At 63.2% G+C, this 22,022-nt stretch carries 28 protein-coding genes and 1 pseudogene; 14 read left to right on the top strand and 15 right to left on the bottom strand.

Annotated features, from left to right (window positions below):
* Positions 1–23: 23 nt before the first annotated feature.
* The 3 genes and pseudogenes from QZ149_RS08115 to QZ149_RS08105 form a co-directional block, all read right to left on the bottom strand.
* Positions 24–884, bottom strand: coding sequence for an IS3 family transposase (locus tag QZ149_RS08115; protein ID WP_291450861.1), 861 nt, complete (start codon positions 882–884; stop codon positions 24–26).
* A gap of 37 nt (positions 885–921) precedes the next feature.
* On the bottom strand, positions 922–1,338 hold the full coding sequence (locus QZ149_RS08110; RefSeq protein ID WP_291450862.1) for a transposase: 417 nt from the start codon (positions 1,336–1,338) through the stop codon (positions 922–924).
* Positions 1,339–1,462: 124 nt separating this feature from the next.
* A pseudogene (locus QZ149_RS08105) lies at positions 1,463–1,675 on the bottom strand (hypothetical protein); the annotation flags it as partial.
* Positions 1,676–1,829: 154 nt separating this feature from the next.
* On the opposite strand from QZ149_RS08105, the gene QZ149_RS08100 reads away from it, so the two are divergent.
* Positions 1,830–2,975 carry an AAA family ATPase gene (locus QZ149_RS08100; protein ID WP_291450860.1) on the top strand — a complete coding sequence of 382 codons (1,146 nt, stop codon included), beginning with the start codon at positions 1,830–1,832 and terminating at the stop codon, positions 2,973–2,975.
* A 2-nt stretch (positions 2,976–2,977) separates the two neighbouring features.
* Positions 2,978–3,613 (top strand): hypothetical protein, encoded by a 636-nt coding sequence (locus QZ149_RS08095; protein WP_291450859.1) that lies wholly within the window; start codon positions 2,978–2,980, stop codon positions 3,611–3,613.
* Between the two features lie 85 nt (positions 3,614–3,698).
* Here QZ149_RS08095 and QZ149_RS08090 read toward each other — a convergent pair whose 3' ends face one another.
* Both QZ149_RS08090 and QZ149_RS08085 read right to left on the bottom strand, forming a co-directional pair.
* A complete protein-coding gene (locus tag QZ149_RS08090) occupies positions 3,699–4,355 on the bottom strand; it encodes a hypothetical protein (RefSeq protein ID WP_291450858.1) in 657 nt (218 codons plus the stop codon).
* 106 nt (positions 4,356–4,461) lie between these two features.
* The gene (locus tag QZ149_RS08085) at positions 4,462–5,211 is read right to left on the bottom strand and encodes an NADPH-dependent oxidoreductase (protein ID WP_291450857.1); all 750 of its coding nucleotides are present in this window, start codon (positions 5,209–5,211) and stop codon (positions 4,462–4,464) included.
* Positions 5,212–5,234: 23 nt separating this feature from the next.
* On the opposite strand from QZ149_RS08085, the gene QZ149_RS08080 reads away from it, so the two are divergent.
* Both QZ149_RS08080 and QZ149_RS08075 read left to right on the top strand, forming a co-directional pair.
* Positions 5,235–6,170 carry an alpha/beta hydrolase gene (locus QZ149_RS08080; RefSeq protein ID WP_291450856.1) on the top strand — a complete coding sequence of 312 codons (936 nt, stop codon included), beginning with the start codon at positions 5,235–5,237 and terminating at the stop codon, positions 6,168–6,170.
* 72 nt (positions 6,171–6,242) lie between these two features.
* On the top strand, positions 6,243–6,638 hold the full coding sequence (locus QZ149_RS08075) for a hypothetical protein (RefSeq protein WP_291450854.1): 396 nt from the start codon (positions 6,243–6,245) through the stop codon (positions 6,636–6,638).
* Between the two features lie 84 nt (positions 6,639–6,722).
* Here QZ149_RS08075 and QZ149_RS08070 read toward each other — a convergent pair whose 3' ends face one another.
* The 9 genes from QZ149_RS08070 to QZ149_RS08030 all read right to left on the bottom strand — a co-directional run bounded on the left by QZ149_RS08070 (position 6,723) and on the right by QZ149_RS08030 (position 13,994).
* Entirely contained in the window at positions 6,723–7,241 is a 519-nt protein-coding gene (locus QZ149_RS08070) for a GNAT family N-acetyltransferase (RefSeq protein ID WP_291450852.1), read from the bottom strand.
* Positions 7,241–7,549 (bottom strand): DUF1778 domain-containing protein, encoded by a 309-nt coding sequence (locus tag QZ149_RS08065; protein WP_291450850.1) that lies wholly within the window; start codon positions 7,547–7,549, stop codon positions 7,241–7,243. The genes QZ149_RS08070 and QZ149_RS08065 overlap by 1 nt, the downstream gene beginning before the upstream one ends.
* Positions 7,550–7,721: 172 nt before the next feature.
* Positions 7,722–8,504, bottom strand: a complete 783-nt coding sequence (locus tag QZ149_RS08060) for an amino acid ABC transporter ATP-binding protein (RefSeq protein ID WP_291450849.1) — start codon at positions 8,502–8,504, stop codon at positions 7,722–7,724.
* Positions 8,504–9,376, bottom strand: coding sequence for an amino acid ABC transporter permease (locus QZ149_RS08055; RefSeq protein WP_291450848.1), 873 nt, complete (start codon positions 9,374–9,376; stop codon positions 8,504–8,506). Before QZ149_RS08055 ends, QZ149_RS08060 begins: the two co-directional genes overlap by 1 nt.
* 12 nt (positions 9,377–9,388) lie before the next feature.
* The gene (locus QZ149_RS08050) at positions 9,389–10,252 is read right to left on the bottom strand and encodes an ABC transporter substrate-binding protein (RefSeq protein WP_291450847.1); all 864 of its coding nucleotides are present in this window, start codon (positions 10,250–10,252) and stop codon (positions 9,389–9,391) included.
* 233 nt (positions 10,253–10,485) lie between these two features.
* On the bottom strand, positions 10,486–10,638 hold the full coding sequence (locus QZ149_RS08045; protein WP_009648419.1) for a hypothetical protein: 153 nt from the start codon (positions 10,636–10,638) through the stop codon (positions 10,486–10,488).
* Positions 10,639–10,825: 187 nt separating this feature from the next.
* Entirely contained in the window at positions 10,826–12,118 is a 1,293-nt protein-coding gene (locus tag QZ149_RS08040) for an amidohydrolase family protein (RefSeq protein ID WP_291450843.1), read from the bottom strand.
* An 83-nt stretch (positions 12,119–12,201) separates the two neighbouring features.
* A complete protein-coding gene (locus QZ149_RS08035) occupies positions 12,202–13,668 on the bottom strand; it encodes an adenosylhomocysteinase (protein ID WP_291450841.1) in 1,467 nt (488 codons plus the stop codon).
* A gap of 122 nt (positions 13,669–13,790) precedes the next feature.
* Complete coding sequence (locus QZ149_RS08030; protein WP_291450840.1) at positions 13,791–13,994, bottom strand: hypothetical protein; 204 nt, start codon at positions 13,992–13,994, stop codon at positions 13,791–13,793.
* Positions 13,995–14,235: 241 nt separating this feature from the next.
* Here QZ149_RS08030 and QZ149_RS08025 point away from each other — a divergent pair, with 241 nt between their 5' ends.
* The 9 genes from QZ149_RS08025 (at position 14,236) to QZ149_RS07985 (ending at position 20,939) form a co-directional block, all read left to right on the top strand.
* Positions 14,236–15,021 carry an ABC transporter ATP-binding protein gene (locus QZ149_RS08025; RefSeq protein ID WP_291450838.1) on the top strand — a complete coding sequence of 262 codons (786 nt, stop codon included), beginning with the start codon at positions 14,236–14,238 and terminating at the stop codon, positions 15,019–15,021.
* Positions 15,018–16,385 (top strand): ABC transporter permease, encoded by a 1,368-nt coding sequence (locus QZ149_RS08020; RefSeq protein ID WP_291450836.1) that lies wholly within the window; start codon positions 15,018–15,020, stop codon positions 16,383–16,385. The genes QZ149_RS08025 and QZ149_RS08020 overlap by 4 nt, the downstream gene beginning before the upstream one ends.
* A 291-nt stretch (positions 16,386–16,676) precedes the next feature.
* Complete coding sequence (locus QZ149_RS08015) at positions 16,677–17,177, top strand: hypothetical protein (protein ID WP_291450835.1); 501 nt, start codon at positions 16,677–16,679, stop codon at positions 17,175–17,177.
* Between the two features lie 136 nt (positions 17,178–17,313).
* Positions 17,314–18,177, top strand: coding sequence for an HAD-IIB family hydrolase (locus tag QZ149_RS08010; RefSeq protein ID WP_291450834.1), 864 nt, complete (start codon positions 17,314–17,316; stop codon positions 18,175–18,177).
* A gap of 169 nt (positions 18,178–18,346) precedes the next feature.
* On the top strand, positions 18,347–18,817 hold the full coding sequence (locus QZ149_RS08005; RefSeq protein WP_291450833.1) for a hypothetical protein: 471 nt from the start codon (positions 18,347–18,349) through the stop codon (positions 18,815–18,817).
* 133 nt (positions 18,818–18,950) lie between these two features.
* Entirely contained in the window at positions 18,951–19,460 is a 510-nt protein-coding gene (locus QZ149_RS08000; RefSeq protein WP_291450831.1) for a hypothetical protein, read from the top strand.
* Between the two features lie 22 nt (positions 19,461–19,482).
* Positions 19,483–20,007: a hypothetical protein gene (locus QZ149_RS07995; protein WP_291450829.1), complete on the top strand. Its 525-nt coding sequence runs from the start codon at positions 19,483–19,485 to the stop codon at positions 20,005–20,007.
* A gap of 84 nt (positions 20,008–20,091) precedes the next feature.
* Complete coding sequence (locus tag QZ149_RS07990) at positions 20,092–20,517, top strand: hypothetical protein (RefSeq protein ID WP_291450828.1); 426 nt, start codon at positions 20,092–20,094, stop codon at positions 20,515–20,517.
* A 41-nt stretch (positions 20,518–20,558) separates the two neighbouring features.
* Entirely contained in the window at positions 20,559–20,939 is a 381-nt protein-coding gene (locus tag QZ149_RS07985; protein WP_291450827.1) for a hypothetical protein, read from the top strand.
* A gap of 117 nt (positions 20,940–21,056) precedes the next feature.
* On the opposite strand, the gene QZ149_RS07980 is transcribed toward QZ149_RS07985, so the two are convergent.
* On the bottom strand, positions 21,057–21,653 hold the full coding sequence (locus QZ149_RS07980; RefSeq protein ID WP_291450825.1) for a hypothetical protein: 597 nt from the start codon (positions 21,651–21,653) through the stop codon (positions 21,057–21,059).
* A gap of 151 nt (positions 21,654–21,804) precedes the next feature.
* Here QZ149_RS07980 and QZ149_RS07975 point away from each other — a divergent pair.
* On the top strand, positions 21,805–22,022 hold a 218-nt coding region (locus QZ149_RS07975), incomplete at its 3' end, for a peptidylprolyl isomerase (protein ID WP_291450824.1).

Below are 22,022 nucleotides of genomic sequence, written 5' to 3'. Positions count from 1 at the left end.
TTGGACGCGTTTAATGGTAGTCGTTATGCGGCTTGCTGTAGGGCCTGATCCCGGTATTCTGCTGGGGTCAGGCCCTTGAGCTTTACTTGGCGTCTTGTTGTGTTCCAGTAGGTGATGTAGGCGTTGAGGTCGGCTTTGAAGCTTTCGAAGGTTTGCCAGTCTTGGCCGCGGAAGAATTCGTCCTTGAGGTGCCCGAAGACCTGTTCGGTGGCGCCGTTGTCGATGCAGTTGCCTTTGCGTGACATGCTCTGGATGAAACCGTTCTCGGCGAGCGCGTTGATGTAGGCCTTGTGTTGGTACTGCCATCCCATGTCTGAGTGCAAGATCGGCTCGGCTCCTTGGGGCTTGGCGTCCATGAGCATGTGGAGCATCTCTTGTTGTTGGGCCAGGTCGGGGCGCATGGAGATGGAGTGGGCCACGATCTCTTTGCTGGCGAAGTCGTAGACCGGCGCGAGGTAGGCCTTACCGAAGGAGAGCTTGAACTCGGTGACATCGGTACCCATCTTCTGCCAGGGCCTATCGGCTTTGAAGTCGCGGCCGATGATGTTGTCGAAGCTTTGTCCCACCTCCCCCTTGTAGGAGTTGTACCTGTGGTACTTCCTCTCGCGGCGTATGCCGCAGCGCAGCCCCATCTCGCGCATCATCTTCAAGACCGTCTTGTCAGCGATGCGTGCTCCTTCTTCAGCGCGCAAGCACATGGCTACCTGCCTGTGACCGCACCCGTTGGGGGTGCGCGAAAAGATCTGGGCGACCTTGGGCCGCAGATGCGCCCGGGCCACGCCCTTGGGGTGAGCCAGCGCGTAGTAGTAGCTCGACCTGGCAAGGCCGGCCGCCTCGAGGAGATCGCACACCGCATGTCCACGCCCTGAAAGCTCGGCGACCACTAGGGCTTTGTCCCGGTTTGGGAGCGCCTCTGCGCCTTCAGGGCAATCGATTTTTTAGGTACGCCACCTGCGCCTCAAGCTTACGCACGCGCACTTGGAGTTCCTCCTCACACGTTGGGAGCACCGCCCGCACCGACCCCTTCGGCCTGCCCTTAGGCTTGGGCTTAAGCGCCTGCGCGCCGCCTTCGCGATACAGCCTGCACCATTGCTTCAACGGTGTCGCGCTCGCAATACCGAAACGCACCATCGCCTCAGGCTTACTCATCCCGCCGTCAACCACGGCCCTCGCTGCGGCGACCTTGGTCTCATAGTCGTATCTGGTCTGCTTTACTCCCATGGCAAGAAGCCCGCCCCTCCCGATCACGCGGTACATCTTCTGCCACTCTCTCACAGTCTCGGCAGACACACCAAGCCTCCTGGCGGTCAAACGATAGCCAAATCCCCTCTCAAACATCTCCACCGCCTGCTCCCGAAGCAAACGATCATGCCTCAACCGCACACCCACAGGCACGAAAAGCCTCCCATTCCCTGGACTTCAATTTCGATGTCCAAGAAACGGGAGGCAGTTCACGGGGGGTGCCCGGGTCGTTACACATGGTGATGCCCTCGAGACCAGCGGCCCCCAGCACCTGGAAGATGTCGTCAAGGAGGACCATCGGCTCGGCCGTGCCCGCCGCGAACTCTGGATGGCGGATCTCGATGGCGGCCATGCCACGAGGGTCCGAAACGGGTTCGTTGTCGAACTTCTTCGACAACAGCCGGTTCGCTTCCTCCAGGTCGGCGGGAGAGCCGACTCGTTGTACATGGTGATGCCCTCAAAGACGGCGGTGCCCAGCACCTGGAAATCTTCTTAAGAAAGTCCACAGACTGCTTGGTTGTAAAGAGTCCGGTACAGAGTATATAATTCAATTTACAGTATTGCCTAATACTAATGGAGGGAAAGGCGTGGAGTTTTCACATGTACATATTAAAAACTGGAAGAACTTTCGTGATCTGAGCTTTGATGTTGGACATCGGCTCTTCATTGTTGGTCCGAATGCTTCTGGAAAATCAAATCTTCTCGACGTCTTTCGCTTTTTGGGTGAAGTTGTTGCTCCCGGTGGTGGGATAGCGCAGGCGGTTGATCAGAGGGGCGGGATGAAGAAGATACGAAGTTTGTTTAGTAGGCAGCACCCGTCTCCGAGTATTGATGTGACAATGCGCGATGGTGAAGATGAATGGCGCTATGTTTTAGTTATTCGACAGGAGGGATCCGGTCATAGAAGAGTTCTGGTGGAGAGTGAGAGGGTCGAATGTAATGGTGAGCTTCTACTGAGTCGACCAAACGAAGATGATCATGCGGATGCGGAGCTTCTCACGCAGACTTATCTGGAGCAGAAAGTAACCAATAAGAGGTTTCGAAAGATTGCGGACTTCTTTTCGCAGACCAGGTATTTCCATCCGGTTCCACAAGTTATTCGTGGACTAACGGGTAATGACATTCGGACCTCAGATCCGTATGGGTCTGATTTCATTCGACAGATTAGTGAAACGAACAAGCGGACGCAAGATGCAAGGCTTCGGCGTGTTCAGGCTGCACTTCAGTTGGCGATTCCTGAATTTCAGGAGCTAAGGTTGAAACAGGATTCAATGGGCGTGCCTCACCTGGAGGCGGCCTATAAGAATTGGAGGCCGCACGCGGCGTGGCAGAATGAGACGCAGTTTTCAGATGGAACGCTAAGGTTGTTAGGCTTGCTGTGGACACTGGCCTCCACGCCCGCGGAGAAATCAAGTGTATTGCTTCTTGAAGAACCGGAGCTGTCATTGCATTCGGAACTTGTGTCGGAGCTTCCGGATGTGCTTGCTGAAGCGCGGAAAAATGTGAAGGGGCAGGTGCAGATAATCTTGTCAAGTCACGCTGCGGAGGTTGTGGATGATGACACCGTTGGCCTAGATGAGGTTCTTGTTCTTATTCCTGGGAAAGACGGCACAAAGGGTAGTTTGCTTAGTGATCGCGAAGATATTGAAGAGTATGTTGATATAGATCTTCCTTTCTCAGAGATTATTAGTGTCATTATGAGTCCCGAGGGGACACCTAGTCTTGGGTTCTGATCATGGGTACGTCGTTGCAGAAAGCTATTGTCTACGTCGAGGGTTCAACGGATTTGCCTGTGGTTTCTGCTGTAATGAGAGCATCGGGCTGGGGGGATGAGGAATTCCGTATCTTTTCAATGAAAGGTTCCGCCCCATTAGAGGCGCGGCTCAGGGATCAGGCTCGTCGGCCTTCTTGTGTCCCGAGGGTGTTTTTGCGAGACGCCGATGGGCATTGCCCGGTCGATATGAGGAGACGGCTCCTGCCAGAGGGATGCGCAGATACTGTCGTTCTTCGTGTCTGTGACAGTGAGATTGAGAGCTGGGTTCTCGCGGATAATGAAGGATTTGCTAGATTTTTTAATATTCCTCTCGCAAAGGTCGAGCTGCCTGAAGGACCAGACGCAAAAGAGCGAATGCTGAGATGTGTGGATAAGCTCGCCAAGCGACACAAAGAGGATTTTGTTCGAAAGAACGCTAAAGGTGGTAAGCGGCCGGCATATAGCTTCGGTAGCCGCTATAGCATCATTCTGGGCAAGTTTGTTGATGCCGAATGGGATGCTCAGAGAGGTGCAGAGCACTCCGACAGCCTCGCCAGGGCGCTACGTCGCCTCGGAGAGTTGCATGATCGTTTCGTTAGCGGGGACTTGGGGCTTTGATTGGTGTGTGCGGTCCTGATATAAAACGCGTCCGTCATGATGGTGAGCGCAGCGGCCCAAATAGTGAGCGCAGCGGCCCAGGCTGTCAGCCCCTGGCACGAGGGGTGCCCGGGTCGTTACACATGGTGATGCCCTCGAAACCAGCGGCACCCAGCACCTGGAAGATGTCGTCAAGGAGGACCATCGGCTCGGCCGTGCCCGCCGCGAACTCTGGATGACGGATCTCGATGGCGGCCATGCCGCGAGGGTCCGAAACGGGTTCGGTGTCGAACTTCTCCGACAGCAGCCGGTTCGCTTCCTCCAGGTCGGCAGGGGAACCGAACGCCCAGGTCACGGCCTTGTTGCCCGCACCCGTGGGGGTGCGATGAATGTACATGCGGGTCATGAGGATGCGGCGACCGTGGCGCGGGAACACGTCACCCACGCGCATAAACAGGGCGATGTCGGCCAGCTCCCCGCCCAGCGACGAATCCACGAGCGCGTACCCGTAGGCACCGATACCGCGCAGGGTCAAGGCGTCCGCGAGAAGCCCGATGACCTCATCCCCGAAGGGTTCGGGCTGGAAGTACACGCCCTCGCCGACCTTCGGCGCATCCGGGCCGAGCAGTGTGATCTCGAAGCCGACGTCCGCCAGCGCGTCCCGAACGAGCGCCACGTTGTGCTCCGGGAAGGGGTGTAGCGCGGCCGCGTTCGCGGCGATGCGTTCGATGAACACGTAGGTGGAAAAACCAAGCTCAGCCATACATACATTGTAAGCGCGTGTCAAGCTCCGCATGCGACGAGGCCGTGGCACCCCGGGCGGTCAGGTGACCACGAGGGGAGACCACGGCCTCGTCAATGACGGAGAGTCAGCGCAGGCACAGCCCCTGCTCGTGGAGAACTTCCATGATGGGGGAGATGTGCGCACCGCCCACGCCGATGTTGGTCGCGACCAGGTGGGTGAAGGACTCGAGGCGCGAGCCCGAGCGCAGGTCGTAGTACTCGGTGACCTCGCGGTCGTAGTCGGCGAGCGTCTCAGTGTAGGACTCGACGCGCGGGTACGTGTTCTGTGCTGTCATCACAGACAGGGGCATGCGCGGCTTCTGGCCGGGCTCCTGGTCCGGGTGGCCCACGAGCAGGCCGACGATCGGGAACGTGAGTTCGGGCAATTCCAGCACCTTCACGACGGGGCGAGGATCGGCGAGGATCGAGCCGAGGTAGACGGTGCCCAAGCCCATCGACTCGGCGGCCACGACCACGTTCTGCGCGGCCAGGAGCGCATCCTCAAGGGCCGTGAGGAACAGGTTGATCGAACCCAAGGCCTCCGAGGAGATACCGCGCTCGGCGCGGATGCGGCTGTTGCGGTACAGGTCGGCGACGAAGATGAACAGGTCGCCCTTCGTGCCGCCCACGTAGGGCTGGCCGGACGCGGCGCCGATCGTTTCGCGGACCTGTGGGTCCGTGATGTGCAGGACCGTGCAGGACTGCAGGAACGAGGAGGTCGCGGTGTGACGGGCCACGTCCATCAGCGTGGTGACCTCGGCCTCGGTGAGGGGCTGGTCCTTGTAGGCGCGGATCGTGCGGTGGGCGAGCTGGCTCGCAATCGTCTCGTTTGTCATGCGTTCATTCTACGATTGGGCGCGTGAAACAAATTGATCCTTTCGGTCCTTTTGCGCTGGCAGCAAACGTCACGCCCGTCGCCGTCCCCTCCCCGGCGGGCGAGCTGAGCGGCCTGCTGACCGGCCCGAGCGCACCCGCCCTCGTCGACGGCACCCCCGCGATTTCCGCCGCCTCGGCCCCGAACGCAGCGGGGGAGAATCGCGCGCTCCTCGTTCCCGGCTACACGGGATCCAAGGAGGACTACGCGCCCGTCCTGCCCTTCCTGGGGGAGGCGGGCTGGGACGTCCTCGCCTACTCGCAACGAGGCCAGGGCGGGTCCGCCGCGCCCGCCGGCCTGGGTGCGTACGGGATGAGCGACTTCGTTGGCGACCTCATCGCCGTCGCCGAGGCCTGGGCTGGGACCACGGGGCGCGTGCACCTCGTGGGCCATTCCTTCGGCGGTATCGTCGCGCGTGCGGCAGTCGTCTCCCGGCCTGACCTCTTCGCCTCCGTCACCCTGTTCTGCTCGGGTCGCGCCGTCTACGACTGGATGAACACCCTGCCGATCCTCGAACCCCTGCCCACGGGTCCCGGCGCGCGTGAGCAGGTGCTGCGCACCTACTTCCCCGACATGAACTTTGACGAACCCGGCGTCGGATGGGCCGAATTCCAACGTGTTCGCGCACTGGACACGGCCTCGGAAAACTTGGTCGGCATCGCCCGCATCCTCTCCCAGCTACGCCCTGACACCCCCGCGCTGGCAGCCACGGGCGTGCCCGTGCACGTGCTGTACGGGGACCAGGATGAGGTGTGGCCGCCCGCCTGGTACGCGGAGGAGGCCTCGGATTTGGGTGCGCGAGAGAGTGTCATCCGCGGTGGCGTGCATAGCGCGCAGCTGCAGTTCCCGCAGCAGTGGGCGGACCTCGCGCGAGCGTTCTGGGCGGAGGTGGAGTCCGGGGCGCTGGTCTGGTCCCTGTGATGCGTGTGTACGTTGTCCCAAAAGCTGGCATCGTGACGCATCGTTGTAAGGTCCGCTGCCTATGATGGAGATATGAACAAGCGTTCCATCCTCACCGCAGTGCTCGCACTCGGCCTGGGCGTCACCGCCCTGACCGGCTGCTCCGACAACACCGGCGCCAACTATGTGACGCCCAGCAACGTCGAGACCATCCAGAACACTATCGCCGAAATCGGTGACCAGGGTGTCAAGGTCCCCGAGAAGCGCGACCTCAAGGTCGCGCTGCCTGAGTCTGATAAGGCAGCCGACTACAAGGTTGAGGTCTCTGACCCCGAGACCCTCTCCGTCGGCAAGCCCGAAAAGAACGTCATTACCCTGCATCCCCTCAAGGTGACCGGTGAGGACGCGGACCCCGTCACCGTCACCGTTACTGACAAGGACGGTATCACCACCGACTTCAAGGTGACCGTGACCGAGGGTGCCAACTGATCTGGCACTATTGACACTGACCTTGTGAGGGCCCGGGATCGTTGCGATCCCGGGCCCTCCCGTATTGGTGCCCGATCGGGCATCTCACAGAGCGTCGATGAACTCCCGCATAGCGCGCAGCGGCAGCATCAGGTGGTTCTCCGCTCCGGGGCAGGGTACAAACTGCGAGCACTGGTTGAGGTAGAACTCGCGTGCCCGGTCGTCCGCACAGTGGACCAGGAGGGCCGCGAATCCAACCTCATTGCTGAGCTTGTAGGCTCGCAAGAGGGCGTCTGCTAGGAGAGCTGCGCCGATGCCTCGTCCCTGCGCGTGTCGATCGACGGCAAGACGTGCAAGGAGCAGGACGGGACACGGGTCCGGGCGTCGACCGGGTTTGAGGGCATCTGGGAGTTTGCTGCGTTCTTCTGCTCCCATCGCCAGGGCGTAGAAGCCGAGCGTTTCGGGTTCCTGCGTTGTGACGAAAACGCGAGCATTTCCGGCGCTGTGATTCTGCCACGCGAAGCGGTGGAACCAATCGTCGATCTCGGCGTTTCCCGACTGGAAGCGTGATCGGTCATCCCTCCGCTCAAGGGGGCGAGGCTCCTGCAGGACTGTTGTGTACATCAGTGGTCGGAAGCGTTCGGTGCACTCAGGTTGATGTGAGTGCCGAAGGGCGAGGGGCGCTCGAAGAGTTTGCGCAGCTTGGGATCGTCCGTCGGCGGTGCCTGCAGAATCTCTTCGAAGCGGGCGTGGTCCTCTTCGTTCAGGATGAAGAGGCGCTGGTCTGCGAGGCGGCGCTGGGCTTCCATCGTGACGGTGGACAGGATGAAATCGCTGATGCTACGGGCGTCCTGTTCGGCCGCCCGACGAATGAGTGCATCCTGTTCTTCGGTGAGGCGCAGGTCCAGGCGTCGTGTCTTCGTGGTGCTCATGTGAGCCTCTCTTTCGTCTGTACGGAAGTTATCCGTACATGGGCTAGCGTAGCATGATCCGGTGCCAGAGTAAATTTCTTTTGTGTCTTTACAAGTGATGTGCGACATGCTCTTATGACACAGGCCCGGACTGGTTCACGACCGGTCCGGGCCCTCCCGTATTGATGAGGCGTCAGCGCAGGATGCGCGCCAGGAAGTCCCTGGTGGCCTGCTCGCGCGGATCATCGATCACCTGCTCCGGCGGTCCCTGCTCGACAATCTGGCCGTGCTGCAGGAACACGACGCGATCAGCCGCCTGGCGGGCGAAGCTGATCTCGTGCGTCGCCATGAGGATGGTTGAGCCCTGCTCCTTGATCTCGCGCACAAGGTCGAGGACCTCGCCCACGAGGACCGGGTCCAGAGCCGCGGTGATCTCGTCAAGCAGCAGTAGCTCCGGGTTCGTCGCCAGAGCGCGGGCAATCGCCACGCGCTGCTGCTGGCCACCCGACAGGCGATCCGGAAACTCCTTCGCCTTGTCCTTCAAGCCGATGCGCTCCAACAGCTCCATGCCGCGCTCGTGTGCGCGGTCCTTGTCCCAGCCGTGCACCTTTCGGGCCGCCAACGTCACGTTGTCCAGCACCGACATGTGCGGGAACAGGTTGTAGTGCTGGAAGACGACGCCGATGCGCGCGCGGATCTGATCCGCGTTTGCACGCGGGTCCGTAATGTCCTCGCCGGCCAGGAAGATCTGGCCGTCGTCCACCCGCTCCAGCAGGTTCGCGCAGCGCAGCAGCGTCGACTTACCCGAGCCGGACGCGCCAATGAGAACCACGACCTCGTGCGAGGCAACATCCAGGTCCAGGCCGCGCAGCACGACGTTATCGCCGAAACGCTTCACGACTCCCACGGCACGAAGGACCGGGGTGACCGACCGAGCGGTGCGCGCCAATGCCTCGTTCATTTCGGTGACCGACATCAGACGGTACCTCCCATCTGCTCGCGCTTACGCAGCCGGGCCGTGTACCAGTCCGACAAGCGAATGAAGGGGAACGACAAAACGATGAACAGCAGGCCCGCAACCACGTACGACGTCATGTTGTAGGTCTTGGCCTGAACCATCTGCGCCGAGCGGATCGCGTCCACCGCACCCAAGACCGAGATCAGGCCCACGTCCTTCTGCATCGAAATGAAGTCGTTCATCAGCGCGGGCGTCACCTTGCGGATCGCCTGCGGCACGATGATCATGCGCAGCGTCTGCCCGTGAGTCAAGCCCAGCGAACGGGCCGCGTAACGCTGGGACGGATGTACCGAGTCGAGGCCGGCGCGCAGCACCTCGGCCACATACGAGGAATACGTCAGCACCAGCGCAACAGTGCCCAAAACAGCGGTCGGGATACGCGTCGTCGGATTGAGAGCGGGGATACCGAAGCCGATCAGGTAGAGGACCACCAGGAAGGGGACGCCTCGGAAAATATCCGTGTACGCCGCCGCCAGGAAACGGATCGGGAAGAACACGGGCCCGCCCAGCGTACGCGCGGCCGCCAGCAGCGTCGCAAACACGGCGACGCCGAGGACCGCGACCAGCAGGATCCGAATGTTCAGCCACAGGCCGGACAAGACCTGCGGGAAAGCCTGAACGAAGTACTTGCCGTTGAAGAAGGTGTTGCGGGTGGCCTCCCACCCGTCGGAGTTGACGACCACGGCGATGAGGATGCCCGCCACCACGATCGTGGAGGCCAGGGAGATGAGGACCGACCGGGTCGTCTGCTTGCGTCGATAAGCGCGCCGACCACGCTCCACCGCCGAAACGGGAGGCGTGGCCAGCGTGTCACTCGAGTAGTCACTCATGAGCCCGGGGCCTCACTTGAGGATCGGCACGTTCTGTGCCTCGTTCAGCCACTTCTCCTGCAGCTCGTCGAGCTTGCCGGACTCAGCCAGGCGATCAACAGCTGCGGAGACCGTGGGGGTCAGCTTCGAACCCTTGGGCAGGACGATGCCGTAGTTCTCGCCGTCCTGGGCGTCCGCGAACTGGCCGACGACCACACCGTTGTCAACCTGCGTGGCGATCATGTTGAACGCGGTGGGCAGGTCAACGACGATCGCGTCCACGCGGCCCGTCTGCAGGGCTAGAACCGTGTCGTCGGAGGAGTTGAACATCTGCAGCTTCTGGGACAGCCCGGGTTCCAGGGTGTCGGACGCGAACTGCTGCGACGTCGTGCCCGCCTGGACGCCGATCAGGACGTCCTTCAGGTCCGCGATAGACTTCGCATCGGCGGCGGGGGTGCCGGCCTTGGCGATGATGGCCTCGGAGGTCGTGTAATACGGGGACGTGAAGTCGACGGCGTTACGACGCTCGTCGGTGATGGAGAACTGCTGAATGTTCAGATCCCAGTCCTTCGCACCGGGAGTGATCGACGATTCGAAGGTGGCGCGCACCCACTGGACGTTGTCCGCGCTGTAGCCGAGTTCCTCGGCTAGGGCGTAGATGACGGCCGACTCGTAGCCTTCGCCCGAGGCCGGGTCGTTGTTCAGGATCCACGGCGAGTAGGCGGGATCGGAGGTGGCGACGGTGAGCTTGCTTTCCGTCACGGTCGGCAGGGCACCGGGGCCGTAGGTCTGCTCGGCGTCGGCGGAAGACGATGAGCTCGTACCGCCCGAGCAGGCGGCCAGGCCGAGGGCCGCGAAGGCGGCGACGGCAGCGAGGGAACGGACAGAGCGGCGCATGGGGCCTCCCAGTAACGTGGGGGATCCCGCCGTGATCGGCGGGTCTGACCTGTTGAGAGTATCGACGCTCCGACGGACACGCTGGCGTCGTTTCAAAGCACGAAACAATGGAACAAGGTAGGGGAGAGAAAACGTTGCAAGTGCGGGGAAAACGGCCGATAGGGAATGGGACACAGCGACGCGCAGATGTAGAAAGGGACCGGGCCACGTGGGTCCGGTCCCTTTCCGTCAGGTCACTTCTGGAACTTGTCCTTCAGACCGGAGGCAACCTCGGTCGCCTTGTCCTTGGCGACCTCAACGATCTTCTCGACGTTCTCTTCGCCGATCGTTTCCTTGGCCTTCTCGAAGCCCTCTTCAGCCTGCTTCTTCAGATCTTCCAGACCCATGTGTCCTCCTTAGAAAAACCGCTCGAATGTTCCGGGCGGATGCGATCATCCTAGGGGGTGCGTGCACGTGAGTGCGCTGTGAACGGGTGGGGCGCGATGCCTATGGCGTTAATCAGCGGGGACACGTCGGTCATGCGGCACTCCAAACGAAGAGAAAGACCGGCTGAACGACAAGGAAACGACAGGGTCAGTGCGAGGCCGAGTAGCGCACGCGCCCGGACACGACGGTTTCGATGACGCGCCCGGCGCCGTGGCGGGCGATGGTGTCGATGGTGTCCACGATCGAGGTGACGGGCACGTCGACGACGCACATGTCGGCGACTGCGCCCGACTGGAGCTGACCCAGGCGGTCGGGACCCGTCGCCAGGCCCATTGCGGTGGCACCGCCCAGGGTCGCCGCCTGCAGGAGGCGGCGCGCCAGGTCCTGGTCCTGATACCCCTGAGCTCGCGCCAGATCGAAGAGGAGAGCGACGTCCTCAAGCAGGTCGAGGGAGGGGGAGGAGGACAGGGAGTCCGTGCCCACCGCGATCATGTTGCCCTCGGTGAGGTAGGCGGCGACGGGCGGCGCATCCAGGCCGATCACCCGATTCGAGCGCGGGCACAGCGCCACGGCCGTCTGTCGTGCGCGCAGCCGTCTGCGGTCGTCGGCGCGCATGTACACGCCGTGCGCGACGTGGCAGTCGGGCCCGAGGACGCCCAGCTGATCGACAAACTGCGTCGAGGAGAAGCCGCCGCCGCGTGAACGCATCGCCGTGAACGACGAGGAGTGCTCGCTCTTCCACAGGTCGGCCAGAGTGGTCGTGCGCGTCTCGGACCATTCGGCCTCGGAGTGGGACTCGCCCAGGTGAATGTGGATGCGCATGCCGCGACGCCTGGCCATGTCGGGCAGATCCAGCAGCGGCTCGGCGTCGAGGGAGTAGGGGGCGTGCGGGGAAATACCCACGCCCGGAGGGGTCGGCATCGCGTCCAGAGAAGCGGAGACCTCGCGCTCGCCGCGAGCCTTCCACTCCTCGTTCGACCAGCCCATGACCTCCCAGTAGGCGACGCCGTGCAGCCCAGCGTCGTGCAGCGCCGAGGCCGCGGCGGCGTCCGTCACCACGTCGGCGGCGGCGGTCGTGCCGCTGCACAGGAGCAGACGCGCGCCTTCGGTCGCGTCGCCTCCCCAGTCCAGGCCGCCCGCGTCGTAGACCTCGTCGAAAGCGCGTGCCCAGCTGTCGAAACCGCGGTACTGCCCGGCTCCCACGGACGCCATGCCCGTGTACTGCAGGTGCGTGTGCGCATTAACGAGGCCGGGGAGCAGGACGCCGTCGAAGTGGCGTTCGGTGAAGGCAAGGCCGCGCTGCGTGAGCGTGTCGATAACCCAGCCGCGCGCTCCCACGTGCTCGATGCGCCCGTCGCGCACGGCAACAGCGCCGTCGAGGATCGAGGGGGCAGTGATTGGGATGACCATGCCGGCGGACCAGACGACCACGTCGCTCATGGGGGACCTTTCGGTGGGGGACGCTAACTAACAGTGTAGAAGCGGGGCGGGCGCGCCCGCCCGCAGGTGGGCGCGAGCTGCGACTATGACAGGGACAGTGCGTGCAGCGCAGCCGCCGCGACCGCGTCGTCGGCCTCGCGCGGCAGGTCGTGCACGCCGGGGGTCAGCTCGCCTTCGCGGGTGAGGAGCTCGCGTAGGGACGCCAGTTGCACGCCGAAGCTCATGTCCATGATTTCGATGGGGTTTCCCTCGCCCGCCGTGTAGTTGATTCCCTCGCCGTGTTCGAGGACGTGCAGGGTCTTACCGGAGGGGCTGGCCAGGGTCTGCACATGGGGATCACCCGACTCGGCCATGACCCAGGAGCTGGCCACGGCCTCGTCGATGGACACCTCCCCGTCGACGCCGCCGGCGACAGTGACGATCGCACCGGCAGGTGCCGCCTCCAGCGCGCTCAGTGGGATTGTCGCCCGCTCGCCCGTCGCGGAAATCAGCATGCCGGCACCGGGGGTGGCTTCCTCCATCGAGGCAACCGTGAACCCGTCCATCGACGCCTGCAGGGCGCGCACGGGGTCCACTTCCACGACGGTCACGCGGGCACCGAGCGCCGCGCCGAAACGCGCGCAGCCGCGGCCCACGTCGCCGTAGCCGATGACGACGACGCTCATCCCCGCCACGGGCGCGCCGACGCCGCGCGGGTCGATCAGATCCAGGATCGTCGTCCAGCACGACTGACCCGTCCCGTAGGCGTTGTCAAACAGGGTCTTTGACCGCGCGTCGTTCGAGGCCAGAACCGGAATACGCAGGTCGAAAGAACGCAGGGGGCGCAGCCCCGAGGTGGTCTCCTCCGCTGCGCCGACCAGCGCGTCCAGGACGCCCGGGCAGCGCTGGGTATCGTGCGCCAGGCGGATCAGGTGGGAGCCGTCGTCCAGCAGGAATTCGCTGCGCTGAGCCAGGAAATCACGGGCGAGCTGCCACTCTCGCTCGCGGGACGCGCTCGAGTCCGCGAACACGGGGATGCCAGCGTCGCGCAGCCTGGCCGCGACGTCCTCGCGGGTTTCCGACGCCCAGCCGAAGACGCTCACGCGCGCCCCGGCCTCGGCGAGCATGAGGGCCAGGGCCGCCGTCTTCGGCTCCAGGACGAGGGAGAGCCCCACGCTTCGGCCCGCCACCAGGGGAGCCAGGGTGTGTGCCGCTGCCTCGGTGACGGGCATGTGGGTGCGCGCCCACTCGATGCGCCCCTCGTCGCCGGGGCCCGTGATGGTGCGCCCGTCGGGGGCGACGACCGCGCGGAACACGCCTCCGGGTGCCAGGACCGTGATCGCCCCGGGCCTGGGGGCCGCGTCCTCCTCGAGCGCGAAGACGACCTGGGACGAGGCCGGGGTCTCCTCGACGCTCGACAGCGGGCGCACGTGCGCGCCGAACGCGCGCAGCAGGGCGGTGAGTGTTGGGTCGTCCGTCGCGAAGGAACGCCCGGCGATAAGCATGTTCGTGGCCCGCGCGTAGGCGCGTAGCAGCAGCTGAGCGGCGAGGGGATCCAGGGCGGCGTTCATGCGTCAAACGTAGCAACTGCGGTACCCGCGCGTCCCCGTGAGTATGTGCGAGGAACCCTCAAGTGCCTGCCTGCGGGTATGCAAAAGGGACCGGGCCCTGAGGCCCAGCCCCTTTCGTCAGATCACTTGCCGAGCTTGTCCTTGGCCTTGTCGGCAACCTCTTCAGCCTTGTCCTGGGCGGCGTGGGTGGCTTCCTTGGCCTTGTCCTTAGCCTCGCCAGCCAGTTCGGTGAGCTTGTCCTTGGCTTCCTCGGCCTTCTCCTTGGTCGCGTCGACGACCTTCTCGATGTTCTCTTCAGTCTGCTTCTTCAGATCTTCCAGACCCATGGTGCCCTCCTTGGAGTAATGCCGTTCTGACAGTCAGAACGGATAAAACCGATCCTATCGGTCATATGCCCATGTGTCGTGAGGTGTGGGAACAAAATTCCACATGCCGATAAGTGATTGACATAGTGTCGTGGGGAGGGGAGATTTCCGCCGTCTCTGTCGATGTGTCGGGGGACTCTCAGGGGGCAACCAGGGCAGCCCCTCATGGAAGTGAAATGTGCCTCGGGAATAACGTGGAGGTATGACTGAGAACAACACGGGCCTGGTGACCCGAGCACTGACGAAAACATACATGCGCGGAAACACTCCCGTCCACGCGCTGGCGGGTGTCGACCTGACACTCCCGCAGGGCACGCAGGTCGCGATCATGGGTCCCTCCGGCTCCGGTAAGACGACCCTCCTGCATTGCCTGGCGGGCGTGTTGCGCCCCAGCTCCGGGTCGATCACCCTGGATGGCGAAGAGATGACGACCATGTCGGAACGCGCCTTGTCTACCCTGCGCCTGCGCCGCTTCGGCTTCGTGTTCCAGGACGGCCAGCTCCTGCCTGAGCTGCCCACGCAAGAGAACATTGCGATGCCCCTCATGCTGGCGGGCACACCCAAATCGCAGGCTATCGCTCGGGCCCGCGAGATCCTCACGAACCTCGGCCTCGACGGTGCCGGCCCCTATCGCCCCGGCCAGCTCTCGGGTGGCCAGGCCCAGCGCGTCGCCATCGGCCGTGCGCTCGCCACCAACCCCTCAGTAATTTTCGCCGACGAACCCACGGGAGCCCTCGACCAGGCGACCGGCGGCGAGGTCATGTCCCTCCTGACCAGCGCCTGCACCTCCACGGGCGCATCCCTCGTCCTCGTCACCCACGACCCGGCGGTCGCCGCGCGCCTGCCGCACACGATCCACGTGCGTGATGGCCGCGTTTCCCTCGAGGGACGAGGCAGTGGCGTGCCCAGTCCGGCCCCGGCCTCGTCGGGAACGCCCCCGGCTGCCTCCACGGTGGCCCGCGCGGCGGGCCAGGGGGTGGCCCGATGAGCGCGGTGCGAACCGCCGCCGGGGCGCTCCTGCGGTCGCGCGACCGGGCGACGAGTGCCCTGACGGTCGCGGCCTTCGCCCTGCCGCACGCGTTCCTGCTCGCGGTGACGGGCGGCGTCATGGCTTTCGGGGCGCGGGCGGCTGAGGCTGCGGCTTCCGGCACGGGCGACGATCCCTCGACCCTGGATGGGATGGGACCCTTCTACGTGATTCTTGCGTACTTCGCGGCGACTCTGCTGATCGTCCCCATCATTTCGATGGGGGCTGCGGCCGCTCGACTGGGCATGAGCAGGCGCGAGCGCGACCTGGCGGTCCTGCGCCTCATGGGCTTGGCACCGGGGGCGACGAAGCTCTCCTGCATCCTCGAGACCTGCGTGTTCGCGGGCGTCGGTGTCGTCGTCGGCACGATCCTCTACGCGGTCACGCTGCCCGCGTGGGGTGCCCTGTCCTTCCAGGGCCGCCCGATGGGGGTCGGCGAGATGTGGGTGGGAGCCATCGCCCTCCTCGCCGAGGGCCTCGCCATGATCCTCTTGGCTTCCCTGTCCTCGTGGCTGGCCATGCGCAAGGTCGCCATCACGCCCCTGGGCGTCGCGCGGCGCGACCGTGCCGACCGGGTCAGCGCGGTTGGGCCGATCATTGGCCTGGTCCTCCTCGTCGTGTGGCTGACCGTCGGTGCCCTCGCGATGAACCTCGGCACCGCCATCGGCATGGCCGTGTTCATGGGCTTCATGGGCGCGATCTTCCTCATCATCAACCTGGTGGGCGTGTGGTCGATCAGCCTCATGGGCCGACTCATGGCCTCCATGGCGCGTACCCCCCAGATGATGGTGGCGGGGCGTCGCATGGCCGACGATCCGCGCGCCGTGTGGCGCTCCTTCGGGGCGGTGGCCCTCGTGGGGTTCCTCGTCGGCATCATGTATCCGGCCACAAGCGCGATTTCGATGAGCGGGGATGGCATGGACGAGGTCGGGCGCATCGTCATGGGCGACATCAACAGGGGCATGATGCTCACCTTCGCGATCACCCTCGCCCTGGGTGCCGTGTCGACCGCAGTCAACCAGTCGATCCGCGTCCTCGACTCCGCCGACCAGGTGCGGGCCCTGTCCTACATGGGCTCCCCGAACGGCTTCATGGACCGCAGCCGCCGACTCGAGGTCGCGATCCCCGCGTTCGTCATGATCGTCGGCTCGATGCTGCTCGGCATGGTGTTCCTGTCGCCGCTGCTCGCGGCTGACGGAGCCAAGGGTGTCCTCATTGCGCTCGCCTCGGCGATTGTGGGCGTCCTGCTCATCGTCGCTGCCTCCGAGGCGACCGTGCCCCTGCGCCGCCGCATCCTGTCTAGCGTGCGCGAGGGACGCGAGTAACGCGCTGCGTCCTTGTGTCGAATAACTGGCCACGGCCTCGTCCCCCATCGACGAGGCCGTGGTCGCCCGAGCGACGATCCGCACAATTGCAGTGTCAAACCCCGACGGTGAGCGTCTGGTCGGGCATACCATGGAGCTGTATCGGAACGTACGACCTCAACGCAGGGCGTGCGCTTATTCTGTTGTGTTTCCCCTTCGTCGGTGAAGGGCGCGGACACGAGCGTGGCATGTGAGTGGCTAGCGTTCCGGTTGATGCAGGGATCACTCCAATGCGAACGAAGAGGTTCGACGATGACCAATAACGCTATCGGCTCGATGCTCGGCACGATACCCGAACAGATGACGGCGACGGGAATGAAGCCGCCGCCTTCCTCCACGATTGCGTGGTCGAGCGCGGGTCCGGGTTGCGCTCCTGTGCCTGCCCACCACGTTCGGAGAAAGCCGCGAATCCCCAAGATTTGGCTCATCTTTGCGCTCATCGCAATCCTGGTCATCGTGAGCCCGACCATCCTGAAATTCTTGCTCGACTTGCAGCCAGGGGATCACACTGACAACGGCGACGGAACATACTGGCTATACGGGCTGCACTTGGTCTTCGTTCTATGTACGGCTCCCCCGCTGGTGGCCCTGACGTTGTGTGTCGCGATCATGGAGGGCGTCATGTGGATGGTAGACGAGTGGCGGATACACGGTATATCCGTCCGCCTATGGCTTCTGCCCTTGCTCGTCGTCGCAACGTTGGTTGGTGGGGTCATGTACTGGTTGCATAGTCTGAATCTTCTCTTCATATGACGGAGATAGACCCGGTGCACGGGAGGGGCTGTGTCTTCGCGATAATGAGACGGTGCCCGCGCCCGGCAGCGTGAGGTTGCCCCGGCCTCGTTGTAGGTCGTGAGCACCCGGCCCTGCGGTCAGGCACAATGGAGACATGACGACCCCCACTGACCCCGCGCGTTACGCGGGTGCTGACCTGCGCCTGGCCGCCATCGACATGGACGGCACCCTCCTGGACAACGACAAGAACTTCCCGCCCGGCATGGATGAACTCCTCGATCTGATGGACGAGCGCGGCGTCACCTTCGCGCCCGCGTCAGGGCGCCAGGTGTGGACCCTCATCGACATGTTCCCCGGTCGCCCGGGCATGACGGTTATCGGGGAGAATGGTGGCATCGTCATGCGCGACGGCGTCGAGGTCTCCTCCAGCCCCGTCGACGCCCCCACCGTGCGCGAGGTTATCCGCCTGGTCCGTGAGGCCACGTCGGGTCCGAACGGGATCGACGGCGGCCTGGTCATGTGCGGCAAGCAATTCGCCTACGTCGAGCGTGCCGACGACCTCTTCGTCGAGGGCGTCGCCCCCTACTACCGCCGCACCCAGTGTGTGGATGATCAGATCGCCGTCATCGACGCCATCGAGGCGGGTGCTAGCGACGACGCGATCGTCAAGCTGGCGGTCTACGCCATCGGCCCGGTTGGCGCGCTTGCGGAGGCGACGCTGGCGCACTTCGCCGACACCCACCAGTACGCGATTTCCGGCGCGAACTGGGTCGACTTGCAGATTCGTGGCGTCGACAAGGGCAGCGCCGTGCGCGACCTGCAGCGTTTCCTCGGCGTGGAACGCTCCCAGACCGCGGTCTTCGGCGACGCGGGTAACGACCTGTCGATGATGAGCGAGGGCGACCTGTCCTTCGCGATGGCGAATGCCTCGCAGGACGTCATCGAGGCCGCGCGCTTCGTCGCGCCTTCCAATAACGAGGCCGGGGTGGCCCAGGTGCTGCGCGCTCTCCTTGGGTGAGTGCATCTTGCGCGGGTCTTCCCTCTTCGATAATCTCAATTCTTGAAAGAATTTTCGGAAAGGGGATGTGGGGGCTCTTCACAGCATCGTTGTCTGTGCTGCGCATGTGTGGCACACCAGTCGAGAGACGGATTGTCGCCGCATGTCAGTGCAACAGAGGAGGAACTCGATGAGCATGCCTTATCCTCAGCAGCCTGCGGGACAACCCGCGGCTCCCTACGCGCCCGGACAGCCCGTCTATCAGGGCGTGCCCCAGGGGTATTCGACTGCGCCGCAAGGATTTGCGCCGGGCTATGCGCCCGTGCCTCAAGGGCCTGTGACTCGGAAGGTGAACTGGGTATCGATCATCTTGGGTGTTGTCGGGTGGACTCTCATCGGCCTGACGGTGCTGGCCATGTGGATGGCCCTGCGAGCTAGCGCGTCCGATCCTGACCCGAGTGGCAAAGACATAATCGGTTTCTTTCCGCTCTTCGCCATGATTTTTATTGGCCCGGTGAATCTCGCCGGTGGCATTATTGGAATCGTGGGGGCTACGGGGACGCCGAAGGTACGGAAGCTCAACTGGCTGGGGATTCTCCTCAACGCAAGCCCCTACGTTATGTTCGTCGTCTTAATGTTCGCGCTGATGCTTTTCGCGTAGGTCGCTGAGGCGAGGCTCAGCCCATGCGTCCAACAACGTTTGTGGGTGCATGCCCGCCGTCGGCGTACTCGCAAGGGCTGCGGCTGCGCTGGAATTTCCGCGATGATCAACTCATGAAGGAGCGATTGTGACAATGTCGGATTCTCGCGCCCCGAACTCAAACACCTATCCGAGCGGAGGATATCAGGGCGGGATACCCGCGGCTCCCTACGCGCCCGGACAGGCTACGCCGCAGGGAGCCAACCCGTACCAGGCTGCTGGCCCCTACCGGGGGTATCCGCAGTCCTACCCGGTCGGCCCCCAGGTGCAGATGCCCCCGCGGATCAACTGGGTGTCCATTGCTTGCGGGGCGGCGGTGTGGGCGCTGCACCTGACAACCTATCTGGGGCTTTGGCTGCTGACCAGCACGGAATTTGGAAAGACCCATCACTCAGTCTTACGTTTCGTCGGCTTTATTCCGCAGATGACAATTTCGGTCATGGTCCCCCTCAACATGACTGGCCTGATCATCGGTATCATGAGGCTCTCGGATCGGTCGAGGAACTGGCGGTTGAATTGGTTGGGGATCGTCCTCAATGTGAGTCCATATATCTATTTCGCAATCTGTTTTATCCTCTGGGTGATGGGCGGCAGCACGCACTAGGCATAAGGGCAAGGAGCAGTGAATGACTGTGCCGATCAACAATCCTCAGCCGGACAGCTACGGGGATAGTGTGCCGTATCAGGGGAGTATGCCCTACCAGAGTGGCGGACTCTATCCGGGTGATGGGTTCTACCAGGGTGGTGTCCCCTACCAGAATGGCGGGTTCTACCAGGGTGGCGGATCCTATCTGGGATACCCTCAGACCTATGTCGCCCAACCCCAGGTGAGTTTCCCTCCGCGGGTCGACCGGGTCAGCATCTCCTGTGGAATCGCAGGGTGGGTCGTCATTGTTCTGGCTCTCCTGGCGACATGGCTGTCCTCCAACGCTGATTGGACGCAGGACTCTGTGAGTGGGGAGTTGATCATCTCTCTCTACTCAGTCATTGCATGGATGCTGGTTATCCCCCTGAATCTGATTGGTGGGATCACGGGGTTGATTCGTATGCTCGACAGGTCTGGGAATTGGAGGCTCGCGTGGCTGGGACTCATCCTGAACATCAGCCCGCTTGTCATCACAGGAGCGATCAACCCCTTTTATTCGGCGTAGCGAGCGCGCAGTACCAGGGGTAGGGGTAGTATCCTCAGCCGAACGCGGGCACATTGCAGCAGACCGTCACACGAAGGAGAGACAATGAGCGCACCACGCAATCGTCTCTATTCGGGATATCCGGGGTATCAGCAGCCCAGGTTTTCCCAGCAGGAGAAACTGCGGGGAAGCGACAAGGTCGCGCTCTGGTGCGGAGTCGCGGGATGGATCATGATCATCCTCTTTCTTGCCTGCGGATTCGTACTCTACGTGGCTTCCGTTAACGGTGAACACTCCGAGTACGCTGGGCTTTCCTTCATCGTCCCCTTCATTTTCGGCGGAAGCTTCCTGGGAATCGTGAACCTCGTGGGTTTTCTCGCGGGATTCATCGGTATTGGGTCGAGTGTGACGCCGCGTCAGCGGTCGTGGTGCCGACGAGGAATCATCCTGAACGCGGCCCCGTGGGTCATCGTCGGCGTCGCCTATGTCCTGATCGATGTGTGGGTGCGGATAAGCATCTTGTCGTATTGAGCGCTGCCGATACTGTGACAACGGAAAGGATAGTAAGAAACATGAGCACCCCGAATCAGCCCGTGAATCCTTTCTCGGCACATGCGACGCAAGAGGTGGACCTCCAGCAGCCGGGTCCGGTCTATCAGGGATATCCCCAGAACGACCAGAGCTTTCATCAGGGGATGACATTTCAGTCGAAGAAACCTCGTAGCGCCGCGTCGGGATTCGCCACGTTCTTTGTAGTGATCGGGTTTGTCATCATGTTGTCTCCCGTGTTATCGGCGATCTTCGTCGGTATGATTCCCGGTGACCATGGCGACAGTGGCGATGCGCTGGGATGGCTGCCCGTCCTGTTCCTCTTCTGGGTGGCCCCCTGGGGCCTTCTGATGGTGATCATCGGTGGCATTATCGCGATAATTAGATACTTCTCTTCGCGATGATCGCATCGGAGGGCACGCACAGCGACGCCCGGGTCAGCGACGGCTAACGCGCACCGAACACATGGGGCCGCGACGCAACGCGTCGCGGCCCCAGAGGCGCAAGAAAACCTCAGAGCATCAGCGCTCGAAGGTAGTCTTCTCGGCGTCCGTCTCCGGCACGAAGGAATCCGTGTCCAGATCCGCCCAGTACTCCTCGGCCCACGGATCTTCGATCGGCTGCGAACGCTTCCAGAGGATGTAGCCCGCACCGGCGGCCGTACCGACCAAGGCGGTCAGGCCAACAGCGCGCAGGAAACGGCACTTGCGGCGCTTGCGGGTGGGCGTCGCCAGGGCGGCAGCCGACACCTCGGAGGCGCGGCGTGCGCGATCAGACAGCGAACCGCGTGCCGACAGGGCGGCACCCGCCTGGTTCACGGCGAGGGACGCGCGCGGCAGGTAGTCCTCCACCAGGTGCTCGCGGGCGTTCTCAATCGCGGGGCCGGCGTGCGCGGCAGCGGCCTGCGCGCGAGCTGCAGCGTTCTCAATCGCGGGGGCTGCGTGCTCGATCGCGCTGGTCAGTGCAGCCTGGGCACGGGGAGCGGCCCAATCGACGCCCTGGTTCGCCAGATCGGCAGCCCGAACGGCAACCCTCCCGGCGTAAACGGCGGCAGCGTCGCGAAGCTGCTCAGAGGTAGCGCGCAGCTTATCTGCATCGAAAGTCGACGAGGTTGCCATGTTGTCTCCGATCCTGTCCATATTAACGGGGGCGCACATGCGCCACTCACGTCCTATTGTGCTACATCCGCCTGTGATGTGCAGCCCACTAGTCGGCGTGAGCTGAACGACCGTCAGGAAACACACAGGAAAAGATGACACCATTGTCAACATGAAAGCTATTCTGCACACCACCGCCGGCGACATCACCGTCGAGCTGTTCCCGAACCACGCCCCCAACACCGTCACCAACTTCGTGACGCTGGCCAAGGGCGAGCGCGAATGGGTCGACCCCAAGACCGGTCAGAAGACGTCCCGTCCCCTCTACGACGGCACCATCTTCCACCGCGTGATCCCCGGCTTCATGATCCAGGGTGGCGACCCCCTCGG

The sequence above is a fragment of the Actinomyces sp. ICM47 genome, assembly GCF_905369875.1.
In the GTDB taxonomy this organism is placed as follows: domain Bacteria; phylum Actinomycetota; class Actinomycetes; order Actinomycetales; family Actinomycetaceae; genus Pauljensenia.
This window is presented reverse-complemented; position numbering and strand designations above follow the sequence as displayed.